The sequence below is a fragment of the Actinomadura rifamycini DSM 43936 genome, assembly GCF_000425065.1.
Lineage (GTDB): Bacteria > Actinomycetota > Actinomycetes > Streptosporangiales > Streptosporangiaceae > Spirillospora > Spirillospora rifamycini.
On sequence record NZ_AULB01000012.1, the window covers coordinates 244,576 to 265,747 of the forward strand.

Below are 21,172 nucleotides of genomic sequence, written 5' to 3' on the forward strand. Positions count from 1 at the left end.
CGCCTTCGTTCAGGGGATGCGGAGGATCTCGCCGGGACGCGCGCCGCCGTGCACGCCGTCCTCGACCACGGGACGGCCGCCGACGACGACCGCGCGGATCCCGTCCGGAAACCGCTGGGGTGAAGCGAACGTAGCCCGATCGGCGATCCGTTCGGTGTCGAACACGGCGACATCGGCGACCGCGCCCTCGCGGAGGACGCCGCGGTCCGCGAGCCCGGCCCGCTCGGCGGGCGCGGAGGTGCACTTGCGCACCGCCTCGGCCAGCGGGAGCCCTCCGGGGCGGCGCGCGTACTCCGCGAACAGCCTCGGGAAGCAGCCGTAGGAGCGCGGGTGGGGGGCGCCGCCGCCGGTGGGGCCGTCCGGGTCGAGCGCCTGCCCGTCCGACCCGATCACGGCGGCCGGGTGGGCGAGGGCGTCCAGCAGGTCCCGTTCGCCGCGGCCCGCGGCGATCATCTGGACGCCGTTGCCGTGCGCGGCCGCGAGGTCGAGCGCGACGCGCGACGGGTCGGTGCCGGCCGCGGCGGCGATCTCGGCGATCGTCCGGCCGACGATCGCGCCGCCGGCCTCGTCGGCGCCGTCGCCCGAGTCGGCCGGTCCGTCCGGGGCGCGGCTGACCGTGATGTCGTCCCAGGTGAGCGGCATGTCGCGCCACTCGTCCGCGACGCGCGCGCGGACGTCCGGGTCGGCGAGGCGGCCGCGCATGAGGTTATCGCCGCCTTCCTGCGCCCAGTCCGGCAGCAGCTGGGACAGCGGCGCGTTCCCGGCCAGGTAGGGGTAGACGTCGAAGGCGACGTCCGCGCCGCCGGCGCGGGCGTCGTCGATGAGGTCCAGGGCGCGGGCGACCGAGCCGTGGTTGCGCCGCCCCACCGCGACCAGGTGGGAGATCTGCGTGCGGCAGCCGGTGGCGGACGCGACCGCGAGCGCCTGGCGGACGGAGTCGAGCAGCCCGTCGGCGTAGTCGCGGACGTGCCAGGCGAACAGGCGCCCGTGCTCGGCCGCGGTGCGTCCGAGCGCCAGCAGTTCGTCGTCGCGGGCGTAGCAGGCCGGCGCGTACACCAGGCCGGTGGAGACGCCGGCGGCCCCGGCGGCGAGCGCGTCGCCGAGCAGGCCGCGCATCCGGTCGAGTTCGGCCGCGCCGGCCGGGCGGTCCGCGAACCCGACCGCGGCGGCCCGCAGCGGGATGTGCGCGACGAGCGCGGCGACGTTGACCGAGGGGCGGGCGGCGTCGAGCGCCGCGAGGTATCCGGGCAGGTCCGACCAGGTCCAGCGGACGGCCGGGTCCAGGTCGAGGTAGCCGGCCGCGGCGCGCAGCGCGGCCGGGTCGGCGGCGACCGGCGCCACGCCGAGGCCGCAGTTCCCGACGACGACCGAGGTGACGCCCTGCCGGACGGCGCTGTGCGCCTCCGGCCCCGACAGCAGGGTGAGGTCGGAGTGGGTGTGGACGTCGACGAACCCCGGCGTCACCGCGTGCCCGGACGCGTCGAGGGTCCGCGCGGCGGGGCGTCCCGCCAGGTCCCCGATCGCCTCGACGCGGCCGCCCGTGACGGCGACGTCGGCGCGGACGGGGGCGGCGCCCGTCCCGTCGACGACCGTCCCGCCCGTGATGAGCAGGTCCGTCATGAGCGCAGCAGGAAGGTCGCCTGGACCTCGACGGGGCTGCCGGTCGGCAGCGCGGCGACGCCCAGCGCGGCCCGCGCGTGCCGTCCCGCCGTCTCGCCGAGGACCTCCAGGAGCAGTTCGGTCGCGGCGTCGGCCACCAGGTGCTGGTCGGTGAAGCCGGGCGCGCTCGCCACCCAGATCGTCACGGCCTCGACCTGTTCGATCTCGTCCAGCCCGCCCAGCTCGTCCCGGACGGCGGTGAGGACGTTGCGGGCGCACTGCCGCGCGCACGCGCGGGCCTCGTCGAACGCGACGCCGTCGCCGACGCGTCCCTCGGCCAGCAGCCGCCCGTCCCGGACGGCGACCTGCCCGGAGGCGATCAGCCGCGTCCCGGCGCGCCGGACGGCGGCGACCGCGGGGCGCTCCCCCGCCGGTGCGGGGTCGGCGGGGGCGGCGGCCAGGCGGGTGTCGGCGTCGTTCACTGGGTCTCCTTCGTCGTGGTGGTGCCGGTGCGGGGTTCGGCCGGTCCGGGGAAGTGGCAGGCGACCGGGTGGCCGCTCCCCTCCCGGACGACCAGCGGCGGCTCCTCCGCCGCGCAGACGTCCCGGGCCTTCCAGCAGCGGGTGCGGAACCGGCAGCCGGACGGCGGGTCGACGGGGCTCGGCACGTCCCCGGTGAGGGTGATGCGGTCGCGGCGCCCGGCGCCGCCCGGTTCGGGGCGCGGGACGGCCGACAGCAGCGCCTGCGTGTACGGGTGGGCGGCGCGCCGGAAGATGTCCTCCCGGGTCCCGCGCTCCACGACCTTCCCGAGGTACATCACGGCGATCTCGTGGGAGACGTGCCGCACCACCGAGAGGTCGTGCGAGATGAACAGGTACGCCACGCCCAGGTCGCGCTGGAGTTCGCGCAGCGTGTTGACGACCTGCGCCTGGATCGACACGTCGAGGGCGCTGACGGGCTCGTCCAGGACGAGCACCTTCGGGTCGAGCGCGAGGGCGCGGGCGATGCCGATGCGCTGCCGCTGCCCGCCGGAGAACTCGTGGGCGTAGCGCCGGGCGTGCGCGGGCGCGAGCCGCACCATGTCGAGCAGCTCCGCCACCCGCTTCGCCCCGCCGTCGTCGTACCGTCCCTGGACGCGCAGCGGCTCGGCGATGATGTCGTGCACGGTCATGCGCGGCGACAGCGACGCGTACGGGTCCTGGAACACCAGCTGCAGGTCGCGGCGGAGCGCGCGCAGGTCGGCGCCGCGGGCGCGGGTGACGTCCCGGCCCGCCACGACGATCTTCCCGGCGGTCGGCTCCAGCAGCCGGACCGCCATCCGTCCCGTCGTGGTCTTGCCGCAGCCGGACTCGCCCACCAGGCCCAGGGTCCGGCCGGCCCGGAGGGCGAGATCCACGCCGTCCACGGCGTGCACCCTGCCGGTCCGGCGGCGCAGCGGGCCCGACCGCACCGGGTAGTGCTTGGCCAGCCCGGTGACGCGCAGGACCTCCTCGGTGTCATCCATCGGTGTCCTCCCCGGCCAGTTCGGCGTGGAAGTGGCAGGCGCTGGTCCGTCCGGGCCCGGTCGGGGCGAATTCGGGACGCTCCGTCCGGCACCTGTCGCGGACCATCGCGCAGCGCGGCGCGAACGGGCAGCCGGCCGTGACCTCGCCCGGCGCGGGCGGCGCCCCCGGGATCGGGGTCAGCTCGTCGGCGTCCTCGTCCATCCGCGGCAGGCTGTCCAGCAGCCCCCGGGTGTACGGGTGCCGCGGCGCCCGGAAGATCTCGGCGACCGGGCCGTGCTCGACGACGCGGCCCGCGTACATCACCACGACCCTGTCGGCCATCTCGGCGACCACGCCCAGGTCATGCGTGATCAGGACGGTGGCGGCGCCGGTCTCCCGGCGGGCCTCCCGCAGCAGGTCGAGCACCTGGGCCTGGACGGTGACGTCCAGCGCGGTGGTCGGCTCGTCGGCGATCAGCAGGTCGGGTTCGTTGGCGATCGCCATCGCGATCATCGCGCGCTGCCGCATCCCGCCGGAGAACTCGTGCGGGTACTGCTTGAGCCGCTTCGCGGCGCCCGGCACCCCGACGAGCGCGAGCAGGTCGGCGGCGCGCCGCCGCGCCGCGGCCCGGGACATGCGCGCGTCGTGCAGCCGGAGCGCCTCGGTGAGCTGCCCCCCGATCGTCATGACCGGGTTCAGCGCGGTCATCGGATCCTGGAAGATCATCGCGATCCGGCCGCCGCGCAGCCGCCGCAGCTCGCGCGGCGGCAGCCCGCGCAGGTCGACGCCGTCGAACACGATCCGTCCGGACGCCACCCGGCCGGGCGGCTTGATCAGCCCGAGCGCCGACATCGCGGTGACGCTCTTGCCCGACCCCGACTCGCCGACCACGCCGAGGGTCTCCCCCGGCAGGACGGTGTATCCGGCGCCGTCCACCGCGCGGACGGTGCCCTCGTCGGTGTCGAACTCGACGACGAGGTCCTCGATCTCCAGCAGTGGAGCGTTCACTTGTCACCACCCCGTCCGGCCGGGGTGACGGCGTCCCGCAGCCCGTCCCCGACGAAGTTGACGGCGAGCACCGTCACCGCGATCGCGATGCCGGGCGGGATCCACAGCCACGGCATGGTCTGGACGAGCGTCAGGTTCTGCGCGTCGTTCAGCATGTTCCCCCAGCTCGCCTGCGGCGGGCGGACGCCGAGGCCGAGGAAGGACGCGGTGGTCTCCAGCATGATCGCCTGCGCGACGGCCAGCGTGCCGGTCACGGTGACCGGGGGCAGCGCCGCCGGGACGATGTGCTTGCGGATCAGCCACCGGGAGTTCGCGCCCGCCGCGCGGGACGCCTGGATGTACTCGCGGTCGCGCAGCGCCAGCGTCACGCCGCGCACCACCCGTCCCGCGACCGGCCACTGGGTGAACCCGATGGCGGCGATCAGCACGGGCACGCTCGGGCCGATGATGCCGGCCAGCACCAGGATCACCACCACGGTCGGGAACGACATCACGATGTCCGCGCACCGCATGATCACGTTGTCGGCCCAGCCGCCGAACAGGCCGGCCACCGCGCCGAGCAGCGTGCCGAGGAGCACGGCGGCGAGCGCCGCCGTGAGCCCGACCAGCAGCGACACCCGTCCCGCGTACAGCGTCCGGGCGAACACGTCGCGGCCGGAGGTGTCGGTGCCGAACCAGTGCCGCGCGGACGGGCCCTCCCGGACGGCGTCCAGGCTCACCGCGTTCGGCGGGTGCCCCGCGAGCAGCGGGGCCAGCAGCGCGGCCAGCGCGATCACCGCGAGCACCACCGCCCCGGCCACGGCCAGCCGGTTGCGGCGGAACCGGCGCAGGGCCCGGGCCCGCGGTGACGCCGACGCGGCCTTGCCGGTCTTCTCACCGGTGGGAAGGATCGACGCGGTCACCGGAGGCTCACTCTCGGGTCGACGGCCGCGTACAGCAGGTCCGCGACCAGGTTGCAGATCAGCACCAGCACCGCCACGTACAGCGCGAACCCGACGATCACCGGGTAGTCGTGCTGCCCGATCGAGCTGACCGCCAGCTGCCCCATGCCGGGCCAGGCGAAGACCTGCTCGATCACCACCGCGCCCGCCAGCATCTGCGGGATCTGGTACATCACCACGGTGATCAGCGGGATCAGCGAGTTGCGCAGCGCGTGCCGCAGGACCACCCGGACCGGGCCCGCGCCCTTGGCCTCGGCCGTCCGGACGTAGTCGGCGCCGAGCTCGTCCACCAGCCCGCCGCGCACGTACCGGGTGAACGGCCCGGCCGTGACGAACGCCAGGATCAGCCCCGGCAGGACCAGGTGGCGGAGCTGGTCGAGCGGCCCGCCGTCGCCGGGCGTCGTCATCCCGGCGGACGGCAGCCAGCCGAGCTTCAGCGAGAACACGTAGATGCCGACGATGCCCAGGAAGAACGGCGGGACCGACACCGCGGCCAGGCCGATCACGGTGGCGCCGTAGTCGACCGCCGAGTTGCGGCGTACCGCGGCGGCCACGCCCAGCGCGACCGCCACCACCAGGGCGACCGCCAGCGCGGCCCCCATGAGCTGCAGCGTCGGCCCGACGCGTTCGCCGAGCACCGCGGACACCGGCCGGTGGCCGACGTAGGAGTACCCGAGGTCGCCCCGCACCGCGTCCGCCAGCCAGTTCCAGTACTGGACGAAGACCGGCCGGTCCAGTCCCAGCTCGTGCCGCTTGGCCTCGATGAACGCCGCGCCCCCGCTCTGCATCTGCTCGGGGTTGACCATCATGCGCACCGGGTCGCCGGGGGCGAGCCGCACCAGGCTGAAGATCCCGACGCTGATCAGGACGAACACCAGCAGGTTGACCAGCAGGCGCCGGATGACGTAGAGCGCCACGCGTTCACCTCCTCTCGTTGATCGCCCGAGCCCGGGCCGGGACGGGACGCGCCCGCGGCGGGGCGCGTCCCGGTGCCCGGCGGTCCGGGAGGCCGGGTCAGCTCAGCTTCCAGTTCGCGAAGTTCCAGAACCCGAGCTCGTTGGTCGGCATGCCGGACGGCTCGAAGCCCGCCAGGTTCGTCCGGTACGCCCAGATGGTGTCCGGGTTGTACAGCCACAGGTACGGGACCCCGGCCTGCTCGATCTCGGCCGCCCGCCGGAACAGGCCCTTCCGCTCGGCCGGGTCGGCGACGGCGTCGGCGCGCTCCAGCAGCCCGTCCAGTTCCTCGTCGCAGAAGTGGCCGATGTTGCCGCCGTCCGGGTAGCCGGCGTCGCAGCCGTCGATGGTCCCCACGGTGGACGGCTCGGTGGCGTAGTTGCCGCCGCCGAACAGCGCCAAGTCGAAGCTCCGGTCCTCGTAGGACGACAGCAGCGCGTCCGCCTGCACCTGCTCGAGTTCGACCTTCACGCCGACGGCCCCGAGCTGGCTCTGGATCACGGTGGCGGCGGTGTCGCGGTCGCGCTGGCCCGGCACCCACGACAGGGTGACCGGTTCGGACGGGTCCCAGCCCGCCTCGGCGAGCAGGCTCTTGGCCTTGGCCGGGTCGAAGGGGTACCGCTCGCCCGCCGGGGCGAGCTCGCCGTAGAAGCTGGAGTCGACGACGGTGCCGGCGCCGCCGAGCACCTTGTCCACCAGGCCCTTGCGGTCGATGGCGTGCAGCATCGCCTGCCGCACCTTGGCGTCCTTGAAGCGGTCCTGGCTCTGGTTGACCGCGATCCGGTTGAACCCCGGGCTCTTGGCCGTCGCGACCTTGACGCCGTCCATCGCCTCGACCGTCGGCAGGTCGGTCGGCGCCACCTGGACGAGGTCCATCTCCCCGGTGCCCAGCTGCGCGGTGGCCACGTCCGAGGTCACCGGCTTGAGGTACACCTTCTTGATCGAGACGGGCTCGCGGTGGTTCGGGTTCGCGGCCAGCTCGACGTACTGGTCGGTCTTGTACTGGACGAACGTGAACGCGCCGGACGAGACGGTCGGCCGGGTGAAGAACGCGTGGCCGCCCAGGTCCTTGTCGGGGACGGCGCCCAGCACGTGCTCGGGGAGGATCGGCGTGTTGCCGATCAGCCCGGCCAGGCCCGCCGCCGGACGGGTCGTGGTGATCTTCACGGTGGTGTCGTCGACCGCGGTGACGCCGTCGAGCGTGTCGGCGTCGCCGTCCGCGAGCTCCTTCGCGCCCTCGACGGCGGCGAACTTGCCCGACTGGGCGCTGCCGGTCTCCGGGTCGGCGAGGGCGGTGTAGGTGAACACCACGTCCTTCGCCGTCAGCGGCTTCCCGTCGCTCCACTTCAGACCCGGCTTGAGTTTGATGGTGATGGTCTTCGCGTCGCCGGACACCTCGGGCGCCGCCTCGGCGAGCCGCGGGGTCAGCTCGTAAGAGGCGTCCGCGCCGTACAGCGAGTCGAAGATGAACGACATGACGAGCTGGTCCGGCCCGTTGTTGGGCGCGAGCGGGCTGAACGTCTTGGGCTTCTGGTAGAGGTACATGTTCAGAACGCCGGTGTCGCCCGCCCCCTGCTGGGTGGGGTCGGAGCTGCACGCGGCGAGGGCGCCCGCCGCGAGCACGGCGCCGAGGGCCGCCGCCCCGCCGCGCCCGCCGATGCGCCCGCGCATGCCGGTTCGACGCGTGCCGGTCGGACGCATGCCGGTTGGACGCATGCCGGTTGGAATGGTCATGACTGCCTCTTCTCGGTAGCCGGGCTCCCGCCCGGCCACGGCGGTCCGCTCAGCGGACCCGGTTCACCAGGCTGCCGAGACCGGTCACGCGGACCGTCATCTCGTCGCCCGCGGACAGGAACTCCCCCGATGCCAAACCGACTCCGGCGGGCGTGCCGGTGTACAGCACGTCGCCGGGTTCCAGCGTCATCAGCCGGGACGCGAACGCCACCAGCTCCGCGACGCTGAAGATCATTTGACCGGTGTCGCCCTGCTGCCGCACCCGCCCGTTGACCTCCATGGTCACGTCGAGCTTCTGCGGGTCGGGCACCTCGTCGGCCGTGGTCAGGTACGGGCCCATGGCGGCGAAGCCGTCCGGCCACTTGCCGTTGAGCCAGTCGAAGAACCCGACCATCGGGTCACCGGTGTCGCGCTCGTGCCCGTAGTCCATCTTCCGGCCGGACACGTCGTTGCCGATCGTGTAGCCGCCGACGTGCTCCAGGGCGCTGTCGAGCGGGATGTCCTTGCCGCCGCGGCCGATCACCGCGACCAGCTCGGCCTCCCAGTCCACCTGCGGGCTCACCGACGGGATCGCGATCTCCTCGCCGGGGCCGCTGACCGCGGTGGCGGGCTTGAGGAACAGCCGCGGCGAGATCCGCGACTTGTCCAGCCGGTCGCCGCCGGTCTCCTCCACGTGCTCCTGGTAGTTGGCGGCGACCGCGAGCACCTTGCCCGGCCGGAGCAGCGGCGCGAGCAGCGCCACCTCGGCCAGCGGGTGCTCGCCGGACGGCTCCGGCAGCGCGTCCGGCGCGCCGAGCACGGCGCTCAGGTCGCCGGGGCCGAGGTCGGTGACGGTCGCGGCGTCGGTGATCCGGCCGTGGCGGACCCCGCCGTCGCCGGGCAGGCGGTAGGTGGCGAGCTTCATGCGTCAGTCCTCCGAGGGGTCGAGCGGCACGGGGGTGCCGAGGGCGAGGGAGCGGGCCGCGGCGTCGGTGACGCGCAGGGCCGCGACGGCGTCCGCGGGGCCGGCCTCGGGCGGGCGCCCCGAGACGATCGCGGTGTGCAGGGCGGTGAGCATCCGGCCGACCGTGCCGTCCGCGTGCCAGGCCGCGCGGGTGCCGAGCACCGTCCGGACGGCCGCCGCGGGACGGGTCGCGTCGACGTCCATGACGCCGCCGGACCCGCTGATCCGGTACCTGTGCAGTGCCACGCTCCCGTACGGGGCCGTGGTTCCCGGCAGCCGGCCGACCGTGATGGTGCTGGTCAGTCCGTGGTCGTGGTCGAGGAGGAGCACGGTGGAGCGGCGGGGGTCGCGGCCCGGCAGGGCGTGCACCCGGCGGACGGCCCGGCCGGTCAGGGCGAGCACCACGTCGACCGGGTAGAGCCCGAAGTTCACCAGCTCGCCCTGCGGGCACGGGTCCCCGCCGTCCACGAGGAAATCGGCCTGGACGTTCCAGGGCAGGCCGATGCGTCCCGCCGCCAGGGCGGCTCCGGCCGAGCGGACGGCCGCGCCGAAGCGGTGGTGGTGCGCGGGCATGCAGACCAGGCCCGTCTCCCGGGCCGCGTCCTCGACGCGCCGCGCGTCCGCGGCGTCCAGCGCCATCGGCTTGTCGGCCAGCACGTGGCAGCCGGCGCGCAGCGCCTCGACGATCCGGTCCGCGCGCTCGCCGGGCGGGGCGCACACGGAGACGACCTGGGCGCCGGTCTCGGCGATCGCCGCGGTGAGGTCGTCCGCGGCCGCCTCGACGAGGGTGAAGCCGGGGTGCGCGCGGAAGGCGGGCACGTACATGTCGCTCTGGTGGTCCTGCGTGCCGAGGCCGCTCGTTCCCCAGGGCAGCGTCCGCAGTGCCACGGTTCGCGGTGTCGCGGTGCGCGGTGTCACGCGGCCTCCTTCACGACGTCGTCGACCCGTACGGGCAGGCCGGTGGCGATGGAACGTTCCGCCGCGACGCCCATGCCGACGGCCAGCAGGCCGTCGGCACCGGACACGGCGGCCGGGGCGCCGGTGACGGCGTCCGCCCAGGCGGCCATCTGGGTGGCGAACCCGTCGGTGCCGCCGGGCGGCAGCAGCGCCGTGCCCGACTCGTCGGTGACGGTTCCGGACTCGGCGTCCCAGGGCAGCGACAGCAGCCCGCCGGTGCCGGTGACCAGCACGTCCCGGCGCGCGTAGGAGGCGGGCCGGTGCCCGCGGCTCATCTCGCACACCGCGACCGCGCCGCCGGCGAACCGGACCGTCATCTCGAGGTAGTCGTAGATGTCCAGCTCGGCGGCGGTCTGGCGGCGCCCGCGGGCGTACACCGTCTCCGGGACGTCGCCCGTCCACCAGGTGACCAGGTCCAGCAGGTGGACGCCGTTGTGCAGGGCGTGGCCGCCGGAGCGGGACGGGTCGAGCATCCAGCCGCGCCAGTCGGGCCAGATCCAGCCGCCCAGGATCGACAGCCGGACCAGGTCGACGTCGCCGAGTTCGCCGGAGCGGATCACGTCCCGGACCGTCAGCGCGTAGTCGTAGTGGCGGTGGCTGTGCGCGGGCATCAGCACCCGCCCCGCCCGCGCGAACGCCTCGACGGCCCGCCGGGCGCCCGCGACGTCCGTGGCGAGCGGCTTCTCGATCAGCAGGTGCGCGCCCGCCGCGGCGACCCGCTCGGCGATCCCCGCGTGCGTGTCGTTGGGGGTGCACACCACGCAGCCGTCCGCGCCGGTCTCGGCCAGCGCGGCGCCGAGGTCGGTGTACCACGGGACGCCGCCGTTGGCGCGGGAGGCGGCGGCGGCCGCGCTGATCTCGACGTCCACGACGCCGGCGAGCTCCAGGCGCGGCTCGGCATGGATCGCGGCCGCGTGCTGCGCGGCGATGAAGCCGGTGCCGACGACCAGCACCCGCACTGTCGCGGAAAGGGATTCCATGCCGGTGAATACTGAGCGGTGAGCGATTCAAACGTCAAGAGGTCGGTGGATTTTTCTTTACCCCCTCCCTGCTCAGTGGCCTTCCTTCCCCACAGAACCGTTGACATGGAACGCCTTTTCATGCAACATCCACGCCGAAACGAGACCGTTACAGTCTGCTCATTCACTTGGGGGGAACCCGATGACGACCGCCGACCTGGCCCGGCCATCCTCCGGCGGGGACCCGCTGGCCGCCGCACGGGAGGTGATCCCCGGCGGCGTCAACTCCGCCACCCGCCTGGTCGGCCCGCCGCACGCGCTCGCCGCCGCGTCCGGCGCGTACGTCACGGACACCGACGGCCGCCGCTACCTCGACTACCACGCCGCGTTCGGCGCGATCCTGCTCGGCCACGCCGCGCCCGAGGTGGACGACGCGGTGCGGGCGGCCATCGGCGGGCTGGACCTGGTCGGCTGGGGCGTCACCGCGCCCGAGATCGAGCTGGCGCGGCTGGTCACCGAGGCGATCCCGTCCGCGGAGCAGATGATCTCGGCGATGTCGGGCAGCGAGGCCACGGCGCAGGCGGTGCGGCTGTCCCGCGCGGTCACCGGCCGCCCGCTGATCGTCAAGTTCCAGGGCGGCTTCCACGGCTGGCACGACGCGGTCGCCCGGAACGTGATCTCCCCGCCGGAACGCGCCTACGGCAGCGACCCGCTCTCCGGCGGCATCCTTCCCGAGGCGCTCGGCTCGACGCTGATCGCCGAGTTCAACGACCTGGACTCGGTCCGCTCCCTGTACGAGGCGCACCCGGACCGCATCGCCGCCGTGATCATGGAGCCGATCCCGCACAACGTCGGCGCGCTCGTCCCGACCCGGGAGTTCGCCGAGGGCCTGCGCGCCCTGACCGCGGAGCAGGGCTCGCTGCTGATCTTCGACGAGGTCATCACCGGGTTCCGGCACGCGCTGGGCGGCTACCAGGAGATCTGCGGCGTCACGCCCGACCTCACCACGTTCGGGAAGGCGATGGGCAACGGCTACCCGATCGCCGGGCTGGCCGGACCCCGGCGGCTGATGGAGCACTTCAGCTCCGCGGGCGGGGACGTCCTGCTGGCGGGGACCTTCAACGGCAACCCCGTCTCGTCCGCGGCCGCCATCGCCACCATCACCTACCTGCGCGACAACCCGGACTTCTACCGGCGCACCCGCGCCCTCGGCGACCGGATGCGGGCCGGACTCGACGGCATCTGCGCCGAACTGGGCATCGCGGCCACCGCCGCGGGGTTCGGCGGCGTCTTCGCCCTCTACTTCACCGGCGCGCCGATCCGCGGCTACCGCGACCTCATGCGCAACAACGACGCCGCGTACGTGGCCTTCCACCGGCGCATGACCGATCGCGGTTTCCTGATGCTCCCGCTCTCCCTCAAGCGCAACCACATCTCCGCCGCGCACACCGCCGAGGACGTCGACCGCACCCTGGAGGCCGCCAGGGACGTGCTGCGGACGATCCGCGACGACGGGACGCTGGCCGCCGCCGAGTGAGCCCGCCCGCCCCGGCGGCTCCGCCCGGTCCGCCGGGGCGGGCGCCGTCCTTCGCCGCCGGGGAGCGCGGCGCCGCGCCTAGCGGCGGACGTCCAGCCAGACCAGGCGGTGGTCGGAGGACGGGAACGGGTAGGTGCCGGTCAGCCGGGACAGCAGGTCGGACGACACGGGCCAGAACACGCCGCTTCGGACGGTGCGCGTCCCCCGCGACGGGAGGACGTAGTCGACCCGCAGGTTGCCCGGGGACGTGTCGGCGAAGTCGGCGGTGTCGTGGCGCGGGTCGCCCTCGTGGCCGCGGTTCGCACCGCCCTGGACCTCGGCGGCCTCGGCGGCGCCGCGGCTGGACGGCACGGACGACGCGTCGACGCGGGGGTTGCGGAGGAGCTGCCGGATCGCTCCGTTGAAGCTGTCGCCGTCGTTCGGGTCGGCGTTCTGATCCCCGGCGATGACGAACCGGGCACCCGGCGGCAGGCCGCCGCGCCGCCCGCGGTCGTCGTAGATGTAGCGGCCCCGCCACGGCCGGACGTAGTCCGCCCAGAAGCGGATCTCGTCGTGGTTGCGGCGCCCGTTGCGGTCCTCGGCGCCGTCGAAGGACGGCGGCGTCGGGTGGCTGACGAGGAAGTGCACGGTGCGGCGGCCCACGCGGACCGGCACGTCCCAGTGGCTCTTGGACGACAGCCGGACCTTCGCCAGCTCCTCGTCGCTGTACCAGTCGGACGGGGTGTGGGTGGTGGTGTCGTCCGGGAGGGCGGCGCCCGGCATGTCCTTCCACAGGAACTTCTGGAAGGTGCGGACCTGCCGGCGGTCGATCGGGTAGCGGGAGTAGACGACCATGCCGTACTGGCCGGGGAACACGCCGTAGCCGTAGGCGTCCTGCCCGTAGGGGTCGGAGCCGGGCTCGGTGACCGCCTCGCCGTCGTTGTTCAGGTCGAGGCCGGACGGGACGCCGGTGTTGCTCGGCGCCGTGTAGCGGTAGCGGTAGCGGATGGGGTCCGCGCCGCCCTGCCCGACCGACAGGTAGTTGTCCTGGAACAGCCGGGCGGCCTCGCCGCGCCGGTCGTAGTCGAACTCGTTGACGAGCAGGACGTCCGGGCGGGCGCGCTGGATGATCTCGGCGACCGTCCGGGCCTGCTCGTCGGTGCGGCCGGACAGGTCCGCGACGAGTTCGCCCTCGGCCGCCCGGTTCAGCGACGCGTTGAAGGTGGCGAACCGGACGTCGGGCGCGGGTCGTCCGGCGTGGGCGGACGCGGCGGGCGCGGGCAGGGCCACGGCCGCCGCCGCGGTCGCCGCGGCGGCGAGCGCCGCGGGGGCACCGGCACGGATCATGGGTTCTCCTTCGGCCGGCCCGGGCGGTGCCCGGGCGTTCGGGGCGGTCAGGCGCGGACGCGTACGGCGAGCGCGTACACGCGGGTGGTCTGCGCGGCGCTGCCGTTGTCGTCCGACACGAGGTACAGGACGCGGCGCCCGTGCGGCGCGCGGCCGCCGAGCGCCATGCCCTCGACGTTGTCGAGGAGCGGGTCGGGCTGCGGCTGCTTCGCGGTCGCGCCGGACGGCGGGCAGTCCGCGAGGTCGACCAGCGGTTCCTTGCGGAGCACGGCCGGGGAGTCCGCGGGGACGAGGAACCTACGCGACCGCATGTCGGCCTCCGGGGGAACGCATGACCCGTGAGCGTACGGCGGGCGGGCCCGCCGTATCCCGAGCATGATCGAAGCACCCGCCGAACATCAGGTGAACGCCCGCCCCGGCCCGGACTCTCCGGCGGGCGGCCCGGTCGCCGGGGGTCCGCACGCCGGGTCCCGGCGGCCGTCCGGATCACCCTTCCTCGGACTCGTCGACGACGAGGCGGTCGCGGTCGATGCCGCCGGTGCGGTAGGCGGCGCCGCCGATCGTCTGGGCGGCGACCGGGGCGGTGATGAGCTGGAAGACGGCGACGAGCAGCAGCGGCGCGGCGGCGCTGAGGGTGTCGGCCTGCGGCGCGACGCCCGCGAGGACCAGCACCAGGCCGATCGTCTGCGGCTTCGTCGCGGCGTGCAGGCGGCTGAGCAGGTCGGGGAAGCGCAGCGCGCCGAGCGCGCCGAGGAACGAGAAGGTCGCGCCGGCGGGCAGCAGGACCGCGGTGACGAGGTCGGCGGGGCTCATCCGCGCTCCCCCCGCTCCCCCGCGAGCCGGGCCGCGGTGACCGAGCCGACGAACCCGAGAACGGCGATGACGACGAGGAGCGTGGAGTTCGCGGGCTCGTCCTGCGCGGCGACGTGCACGGCGATGCCGCTGATGAGCAGCACCGCCAGGACGTCCAGGGCCATGATGCGGTCGAACGCGGTGGGGCCGCGCAGCAGCCGGAGCGTCGTGAGGGCGAACGCGGCGCCGAGGAGGCTCAGGGTCAGGGCGTAGACGGCGGTCATGCGGGCTCCTCCGGTTCGGGCGCGCCGAGGGCGCGCAGCAGGCGGCGTTCGGTGGCGAGCAGGCCGCGCCGGACGGCCTCGGCGTCGGCGGGGTCGTCGACGGGCATGCCGTGGATGAGGAAGAGGGAGTTCTCCCAGTCGATGTCGAGGACGAGCGTGCCCGGGCGCAGCGACGTGCTCGTGGTCACCGCGAGGAGGACGACGTCCGACTGCGAGCGCGCGCGCACGCGGACGAGGGCTCCCTGGACGCGGCTCGGCCGCCACAGCGCGTGCTTGCCGATGACGACGCTCGACGCGAAGAGGTCCCACCCGAACTCGAGCAGGGCCTCGGTGAGCCGGACGGGACGGAGCCGCTTGATGAACGGGACGGTCGGCAGCCGCGTGACGGCGTACGCGGCGTAGGCGACGGCGATGCCGGACAGGACGGTCGCGCCGTCGACACGTCCCCACAGCAGCAGCCACACGCCGAGCAGCCACAGGGCCATGCCGGTGCGGGCGGCGATGCGGCTCAGGACGTTCACCGTTCCCCCAGGACGGCCCGGACGTACGGGACGGGGTCGAGCAGTTCGGTGGCGGCGCGGTGGCTCCAGTCGGTGAGGGGGCCGGCGAACGCGGGGATGAGGAGGCCGACGCAGACCATCGCGGCGGTGACGGTCCGCATGACGCGGACGCCGCCCCGCGCGGCCGCGTCGTGGGGGCGTTCGGGCAGTTCGGCGGCGGGGGTGCGCCAGAACGCGAGGGCCCACACGCGGCTCATCGCCATGAGGGTGAGGAGGCTGGCGAGGACGGCGACGCCCGTGACGGCGTACGCGGCGGTGCTCCCGGACCCGACGCCGGCCTGGAAGATCGCGAGCTTGGCGATGAACCCGGAGGTCGGGGGGACGCCGCTGACGCTCAGCGCGGGGATGAAGAACAGCACGGAGACGAACGGGGAGACGATCGCGAGGCCGCGCAGCCGGGTGAGGGTGATCTCCCCGGTGAGTCCCTGCATGAGGTCGCTGACCAGGAACAGCGTCGCCTGGACGATGATGTGGTGGACGAGGTAGAGGATCGCGCCGGTGAGTCCCGCGACGGTGAACAGGCTGAGCCCGAACAGCATGTAGCCGATGTGCCCGACGAGGGTGAGCGACAGGACGCGGTGCAGGTCGTCGTGGGTGAGGGCGCCGAGCGTCCCGACGAGCAGGGTGAGCGCGGCGAGGCCGAGCATCGGCCAGGAGAGCGATTCGCGGGGGAACAGGAGGGTCTCGACGCGGATCAGCGAGTAGATGGCGGCCTTGGTGAGCAGCGCCGCGAACACGGCGGTGATCTGGGTGATCGCGACCGGGTAGCTGTCGGGCAGCCACAGGTGCATCGGGACGATCGCGCTCTTGATGCCGAACACGACGAGGAACAGCATGGCGAGCCCGGTGCGGGTCCCGGTCGGCAGCTCGGCGGTGCGGGTGGCCAGCTCGGCGAGGTTGACGGTGCCGGTCGCGGCGTAGGTGAGCCCGATGGCGGTGAGGAAGAGGATGGACGAGGTCAGGCTGACGGCCGTGTACGTCATGCCGGCCTGGACGCGTTCGCGGCTGGGCGACAGCGTCAGCAGGACGTAGCTGGACGCGAGCATCACCTCGAACGCGACGAACAGGTTGAACAGGTCGCCGGCGAGGAACGTCAGGCAGACCCCGGCGGTGAGGGTGAGGTACGCGGGGTAGAAGACGCCGGGTTCGTGCTCGCCGCCGAGGCCGCCCGCGCCCTCCCCCACGCCGTGGATCATGATGGCGAGCAGCACGACGGCGGACACCGTCACCAGCAGCGCGGAGAGCCGGTCGGCGACGAGCGTGATGCCGAGCGGGGCGGCCCAGCCGCCGAGCTGGACGGCGGTGACGCCGTCCCGGGCGACGGCGGCGACGAGCGTCCCGGCCGCGGCGACGACCCCGGTGACGACGAGCGGCGCGACGATCCGCAGCAGGGTGTCGCGGCGCCGGACGATCAGCGCGAAGGCCGCGCCGAGCAGCGGCAGGACGAACGGGAGCGGGACGAGGACGTTCATCCGCCGCCTCCGGGCGGGCGCTCGTCCGGCGGCGCCCCCTCACCGGACGGGCCCCCCTCACCGGGCGGGCGCTCGCCGGGCCCGGCTCCGCCGGACGCGGGCTCGGGCCCGTCCCGGGGGGCGGGCTCCGTGCCGCCCTCGACCGGGTCGCCCGTCCAGGTGTCGGGGTCGGCGCGCTCCGCCGCCGAGATGCGGCGGTCCTCGACGTCGTCCTGCACCTCGTCCTCGCCGGTGAGGAGGCGGCTGCGGTAGGCGAGGGCGAGCAGGAACGCGGTGACGCCGAAGGTGATGACGATCGCGGTGAGGGCCATCGCCTGCGGCAGCGGGTCGGCCATCTCCCGGTCGTCCTTCCCGCCGAGCAGCGGCGGCGCCCCGGACGGCCCGCCCGCGAGCAGCAGCGCGAGGTTGCCGCCGTGGCCGAGCAGCATGAAGCCGACGACGATGCGGACGAGCGAGCGCTGCAGCATGAGGTGGAAGCCGGTCGCGAACAGGACGGCGACGGCGACCATCAGCGTGACGGTGGGTCCGGTCATCGGGGCTCCTCTCCGGCGACGTCGCGGGCCGCCTCCTCCGCGCCGCCGTCCCGGCCCTCGTCCGGCCTCCGCTCCAGGCTCGCGCCGAGGGTGGTGAGGATCGTCAGGACGAGCCCGAGCACCAGCAGGTACACGCCGATGTCGAAGAACAGGCTGGTGGGGACGTGGATGTCGCCCACGAGGGGGGCGTGCGCGTGGTACGTCGTCTGGTACAGGAACGCGCCGTCGATGAGCCAGCCGGCGGCGCCGGACGCGAGCGCGACCAGCAGCCCGCCGCCGAGCAGCACGGCGGGCCGGACGGGGATGGCGAGGGCCAGCTCGCGCTTCCCGCCCGGCAGGTAGCGCAGGACGAACGCCATCCCGGCGACGAGCCCGCCGACGAACCCGCCGCCGGGGCGGCCGTGCCCGGCGACGAGCAGGTACACCGACACCACCAGGAGGGTGGGCCCGAGGAGGCGGGCGGTGGCCTCCAGCACGACGGACGAGCCGCCGAGCGGCGGCCGTCCGGGTGCGGCGAGCCAGCGCGTCCGCCCCTCCCGCGGCGCGGGCGGGGGCCGCGACGGCTCGCCCCGCATCCCGTGGGTGGGGCCGGGCCGGACGGTGCGGCGCTCGCGGAGCGGCGGGGCGCCGGGCCCGGTGAGGACGAGCCCGGCGACGCCCATCGCGGCGACGGCGAGCACGACGATCTCGCCGAGCGTGTCGAGCGCGCGCAGGTCCACGATGATCGCGTTGACGACGTTCTTCGCCTCCTCCTCCCTCGCGGGGCCGGCGTAGGCGGGGCCGACGGGGGCGGCGGTGCGGCTGAGCGCGGCGACGGCGAGGAACAGCGCGACGAACCCGCCGAGGCAGGCGCTGAGGAGGGCGGTGCCGACGCGGGCGGGCGTCGTCCGGCGGCGCGGCGGGAACCGGTCGGGGAGCCGCCGCAGCGCCAGCACCAGCATGATCAGGGAGAGGGTCTCGACGACGAGCAGGGTGAGCGCCACGTCGGGGCCGCCGTGCACGACGAACAGGCCGCCGACGGCGTAGCCGACGCCCGCGAGCAGCAGCGCGGCCGACAGCCGGCGGCGGACGCGGACCGCCGCGAGCGCGCACACGACGACGATCCCGACGAGCAGCGGCTGCCCCGGTTCGTCCCAGCCGCTCAGCCGCTCGGCGGACGGCGCGGGCGCGGTGCCGCGGAGGAGCCCGGAGACGAGCCCGACGCCCGGCAGCAGCAGCACCATCGTCCCGATCACGGCGAGGTACGCGGGCAGGGAGCCGGTCTGGACGCGGCGGGTGACGCCCCGCGCGGCGGCGAGCGTCGCGGCGACGGTGCCGTCGTAGGCGTCCTGCGCGTCGGGGGCGCGCCACCGGACGGGCGGCGCGGGGAACGTCCGCCCGAACGCCCGGTACAGGGCGAAACCGGCGGCGAACGCGACGAGGGTGAGGACGACCGGCAGCCCGAGCCCGTGCCAGAGCGCGAGCTCGTAGCCGGGGTGCGGGGCGGGGAGCGTGTCGGCGTACCCGGCGAGGAGGGTGTCGAGGGGACCGGTCAGCAGGCCCCCGGCGAACCCGGCGGCGGCGAGGGCGACGACCGGTCCGACGAGCCCCCACGGGGTGCGCGGCCGTCCCTCCTCGTCCGCGGAGCCGCCGAACGCGCCGTGCATGAACCGGAGGCCGTAGGCGACGGTCAGCGCGGAGCCCGCGACGATCCCGGCGAGGACGGCGGCGTCGGCGCCGCCGTGCGCGAACGCCTTGAGGGCCGTCTCCTTCGCGACGAACCCGAGGAGCGGCGGCACGCCCATCATGGACGCGACCGCGAGGGCGGCCGCGACGGTGAGGACGGGGCGCCGCCGCCCCGACAGCTCGTAGGCGCGGCGCGTCCCCTCCTCGTGCTCGATGACGCCGACCGCGAGGAACAGCGGCGCCTTGAACAGGCCGTGCGCGAGCAGCAGCGCGACGCCGGCGAGCGCGGCCGTCCGGGTCCCGGCGCCGAGCAGCACCATGAGGAAGCCGAGCTGGCTGACGGTGCCGTAGGCGAGCAGCCGCTTCAGGTCGTCCTGGCGGAGCGCGATGACGCCGCCGACGAGCAGGCTGACGAGGCCGACGGAGACGATGAGCGGGCTCCAGAGGCCGGTCTCGGCGAACGCGGGCGACAGCCGCGCCACCAGGTAGACGCCGGCCTTCACCATCGCGGCGGCGTGCAGGTAGCCGCTGACGGGCGTCGGCGCGACCATCGCGGCGGGCAGCCACGCGTGCAGCGGCATCTGCGCGGACTTCGCGAACGCGCCGAGCAGGACCAGCACCATCGCGGTGCGGGCGGCGGCGCCGCCGGGCGGGTCCGCGACGATCTCGGAGATCCGGTATGTCCCGGCGGTCTCCCCGAGGACGACGAACCCGGCGAGCATGACGAGGCCGAACGCGGTGGTGGTCAGCAGCGCCTGGAGGGCGGCGCGCCGGTCCTCGGTCCGCTCGGGGTGCCCGGCGCCGATGAGGATGAACGAGCTGACGGTGGTCAGCTCCCAGAACACGTAGAGGACGAGCAGGTTGTCGGCGAGGACGAGCCCCGTCATCGCGCCCGCGAACGCGACGAGCGTCCCGACGGTGAGCCGCTCGGTGCGGGGGCCGGACGGGAAGTACCGGGCGGCGTAGCACAGGACGACCGCGCCGACGCCGCCGACGAGCAGCAGCATCACGACGGCGAGGGCGTCCAGCCGGAAGTCGATCGTGAGGCCGAGGCCGGGCGCCCAGGACAGCCGCGCGGTGTCGTCGTGCCCGCCCGCGACGTCCCCGGCGCGGGCGACCGCCCACGCTGCGGTGGCGGCGGGGACGAGCGCGGCGGCGTACCCGAGCGCGCGGCCGTCCCGGCCGGCCGCCCAGGGGACGAGGACGGCCGCCGCGGCGTACAGCAGGATCAGCGTGAACATGAGGACGCCGCGGCACCCCCTCCCTGCTGATCACCGGTGCTGACGTCGATCTACCCGACATGCGGCACCGAAACGGAGGCGGCGGAACGGTGTTCGGCGGAGTGCGCGGCGGGACGGGCGGCGGCGGGGACGCCGCGCGGCGGCCCGCGCGAACCGGTTGTCGGGCGGGCCCGCATTTGGTTCGCTGCTCGTGACACGCCCGAGGACCCCCGGCCTTATGGAGGCGACCGTGAGCGGCGACGAGGCATTCTCCTGGCACGAGGCCGAGAAGGACTTGATGGCCGGGATCGACACGTCGATCCCGCATTCGGCGCGGATCTGGAACTACTGGCTGGGCGGCAAGGACAACTACGCCGTCGACCAGGAGGCCGGCGCCCATTTCGCCGAAATCTATCCGAGCATCGCCGACATGGCCCGCTCGTCCCGGTACTTCATCATGCGGGTGGTGCGGTACCTGGCGGGCGAGGCGGGGGTGCGGCAGTTCCTCGACATCGGCACCGGCCTGCCCAGCCACGACAACACCCACGAGGTGGCGCAGCGCGTCGCGCCCGGCACCCGCACCGTGTACGTCGACAACGACCCGCTCGTCCTCGCGCACGCGCACGCCATGCTCACCGGCAAGGGCACCGGCGGCACCGACTACATCGACGCCGACCTGAACGACCCCGGGGCGATCCTGGACGTCGCCCGCACGAAGCTCGACTTCGGGCGGCCCGTCGCGCTGATGCTCATGGGCGTGCTCGGGCACGTCCCGGTGTCCGGGGACGACGACGCCCGCGCCCGCGGGATCGTCGGGACGCTGAAGGAGGCGCTGCCGTCCGGGAGCTACCTCGCCCTCTACGACGGGACGGACACCGACCCGTCGTTCGTGGCGGCGGTCGGCGACTACAACGCGGGCGGGTCCGACCCGTACGTCCTGCGGAGCCCCGAGCAGCTCGGGCGGTTCCTGGACGGCTTCGAGCCCGTCGACCCGGGCCTGGTGGAGATCGGGCGGTGGCGCCCGGACCCGAACCCGTTCGACGACGCCCGCGGCCACGACGCCTGGGGCGGTGTCGCCCGCAAACCCTAGGCGCCCGCAAACCCTAGGCGCCCGCAAACCCTAGGCGCCCGCAAACCCTGGGCGCCCGCGAACCCTGGGCGCCGCGGCCGGTGGCGGGCCCCTGGCAGCGCCCCCGGGGACGCC

Annotated in this window: 20 protein-coding genes; 2 read left to right on the forward strand and 18 right to left on the reverse strand. The window is 74.7% G+C overall.

The window, feature by feature from the left end; genetic code table 11:
• Positions 1-9: 9 nt before the first annotated feature.
• The 10 genes from H505_RS0112795 to H505_RS0112840 form a co-directional block, all read right to left on the reverse strand.
• Positions 10-1,620, reverse strand: a complete 1,611-nt coding sequence (locus tag H505_RS0112795) for an N-acyl-D-amino-acid deacylase family protein (protein ID WP_026402310.1) — start codon at positions 1,618-1,620, stop codon at positions 10-12.
• Positions 1,617-2,081 (reverse strand): RidA family protein, encoded by a 465-nt coding sequence (locus H505_RS0112800; protein WP_034517712.1) that lies wholly within the window; start codon positions 2,079-2,081, stop codon positions 1,617-1,619. Before H505_RS0112800 ends, H505_RS0112795 begins: the two co-directional genes overlap by 4 nt.
• On the reverse strand, positions 2,078-3,103 hold the full coding sequence (locus H505_RS41525; RefSeq protein WP_051300600.1) for an ABC transporter ATP-binding protein: 1,026 nt from the start codon (positions 3,101-3,103) through the stop codon (positions 2,078-2,080). The genes H505_RS0112800 and H505_RS41525 overlap by 4 nt, the downstream gene beginning before the upstream one ends.
• On the reverse strand, positions 3,096-4,091 hold the full coding sequence (locus H505_RS0112810) for an ABC transporter ATP-binding protein (protein ID WP_026402312.1): 996 nt from the start codon (positions 4,089-4,091) through the stop codon (positions 3,096-3,098). Before H505_RS0112810 ends, H505_RS41525 begins: the two co-directional genes overlap by 8 nt.
• On the reverse strand, positions 4,088-4,993 hold the full coding sequence (locus H505_RS0112815; RefSeq protein WP_064743612.1) for an ABC transporter permease: 906 nt from the start codon (positions 4,991-4,993) through the stop codon (positions 4,088-4,090). Before H505_RS0112815 ends, H505_RS0112810 begins: the two co-directional genes overlap by 4 nt.
• Positions 4,990-5,949, reverse strand: coding sequence for an ABC transporter permease (locus tag H505_RS0112820; RefSeq protein WP_026402314.1), 960 nt, complete (start codon positions 5,947-5,949; stop codon positions 4,990-4,992). Before H505_RS0112820 ends, H505_RS0112815 begins: the two co-directional genes overlap by 4 nt.
• A 97-nt stretch (positions 5,950-6,046) precedes the next feature.
• Positions 6,047-7,657 (reverse strand): ABC transporter substrate-binding protein, encoded by a 1,611-nt coding sequence (locus H505_RS0112825; RefSeq protein WP_026402315.1) that lies wholly within the window; start codon positions 7,655-7,657, stop codon positions 6,047-6,049.
• 112 nt (positions 7,658-7,769) lie between these two features.
• Complete coding sequence (locus tag H505_RS0112830) at positions 7,770-8,624, reverse strand: fumarylacetoacetate hydrolase family protein (RefSeq protein ID WP_026402316.1); 855 nt, start codon at positions 8,622-8,624, stop codon at positions 7,770-7,772.
• Between the two features lie 3 nt (positions 8,625-8,627).
• Positions 8,628-9,551, reverse strand: coding sequence for a Gfo/Idh/MocA family protein (locus tag H505_RS0112835; RefSeq protein ID WP_157432980.1), 924 nt, complete (start codon positions 9,549-9,551; stop codon positions 8,628-8,630).
• A gap of 26 nt (positions 9,552-9,577) precedes the next feature.
• Positions 9,578-10,600, reverse strand: coding sequence for a Gfo/Idh/MocA family protein (locus H505_RS0112840; RefSeq protein ID WP_084550165.1), 1,023 nt, complete (start codon positions 10,598-10,600; stop codon positions 9,578-9,580).
• A gap of 181 nt (positions 10,601-10,781) precedes the next feature.
• Here H505_RS0112840 and H505_RS0112845 point away from each other — a divergent pair, with 181 nt between their 5' ends.
• Positions 10,782-12,116, forward strand: coding sequence for an aspartate aminotransferase family protein (locus H505_RS0112845; protein ID WP_051300601.1), 1,335 nt, complete (start codon positions 10,782-10,784; stop codon positions 12,114-12,116).
• 78 nt (positions 12,117-12,194) lie between these two features.
• Here the strand turns inward: H505_RS0112845 and H505_RS0112850 are convergent, their stop codons facing one another.
• From H505_RS0112850 to H505_RS41535, 8 genes are all read right to left on the reverse strand, one after another.
• Positions 12,195-13,442: an endonuclease/exonuclease/phosphatase family protein gene (locus H505_RS0112850; RefSeq protein ID WP_026402320.1), complete on the reverse strand. Its 1,248-nt coding sequence runs from the start codon at positions 13,440-13,442 to the stop codon at positions 12,195-12,197.
• Positions 13,443-13,489: 47 nt separating this feature from the next.
• Positions 13,490-13,753 (reverse strand): esterase-like activity of phytase family protein, encoded by a 264-nt coding sequence (locus tag H505_RS0112855; protein WP_026402321.1) that lies wholly within the window; start codon positions 13,751-13,753, stop codon positions 13,490-13,492.
• A 175-nt stretch (positions 13,754-13,928) separates the two neighbouring features.
• A complete protein-coding gene (gene mnhG / locus H505_RS0112860; protein ID WP_026402322.1) occupies positions 13,929-14,255 on the reverse strand; it encodes a monovalent cation/H(+) antiporter subunit G in 327 nt (108 codons plus the stop codon).
• Positions 14,252-14,518 (reverse strand): MrpF/PhaF family protein, encoded by a 267-nt coding sequence (locus tag H505_RS0112865; protein ID WP_026402323.1) that lies wholly within the window; start codon positions 14,516-14,518, stop codon positions 14,252-14,254. Before H505_RS0112865 ends, mnhG begins: the two co-directional genes overlap by 4 nt.
• Entirely contained in the window at positions 14,515-15,039 is a 525-nt protein-coding gene (locus H505_RS0112870; protein WP_026402324.1) for a Na+/H+ antiporter subunit E, read from the reverse strand. The genes H505_RS0112865 and H505_RS0112870 overlap by 4 nt, the downstream gene beginning before the upstream one ends.
• Positions 15,036-16,550, reverse strand: a complete 1,515-nt coding sequence (locus H505_RS0112875) for a Na+/H+ antiporter subunit D (RefSeq protein WP_026402325.1) — start codon at positions 16,548-16,550, stop codon at positions 15,036-15,038. Before H505_RS0112875 ends, H505_RS0112870 begins: the two co-directional genes overlap by 4 nt.
• A complete protein-coding gene (locus H505_RS41530) occupies positions 16,547-17,083 on the reverse strand; it encodes a Na(+)/H(+) antiporter subunit C (protein ID WP_084550167.1) in 537 nt (178 codons plus the stop codon). Before H505_RS41530 ends, H505_RS0112875 begins: the two co-directional genes overlap by 4 nt.
• Positions 17,080-19,989, reverse strand: coding sequence for a Na+/H+ antiporter subunit A (locus H505_RS41535; protein ID WP_034517714.1), 2,910 nt, complete (start codon positions 19,987-19,989; stop codon positions 17,080-17,082). The genes H505_RS41530 and H505_RS41535 overlap by 4 nt, the downstream gene beginning before the upstream one ends.
• A 277-nt stretch (positions 19,990-20,266) precedes the next feature.
• Between H505_RS41535 and H505_RS0112890 the strand changes: the two genes are divergently transcribed.
• Positions 20,267-21,058, forward strand: a complete 792-nt coding sequence (locus H505_RS0112890; protein WP_051300611.1) for an SAM-dependent methyltransferase — start codon at positions 20,267-20,269, stop codon at positions 21,056-21,058.
• Positions 21,059-21,172 lie beyond the last annotated feature (114 nt).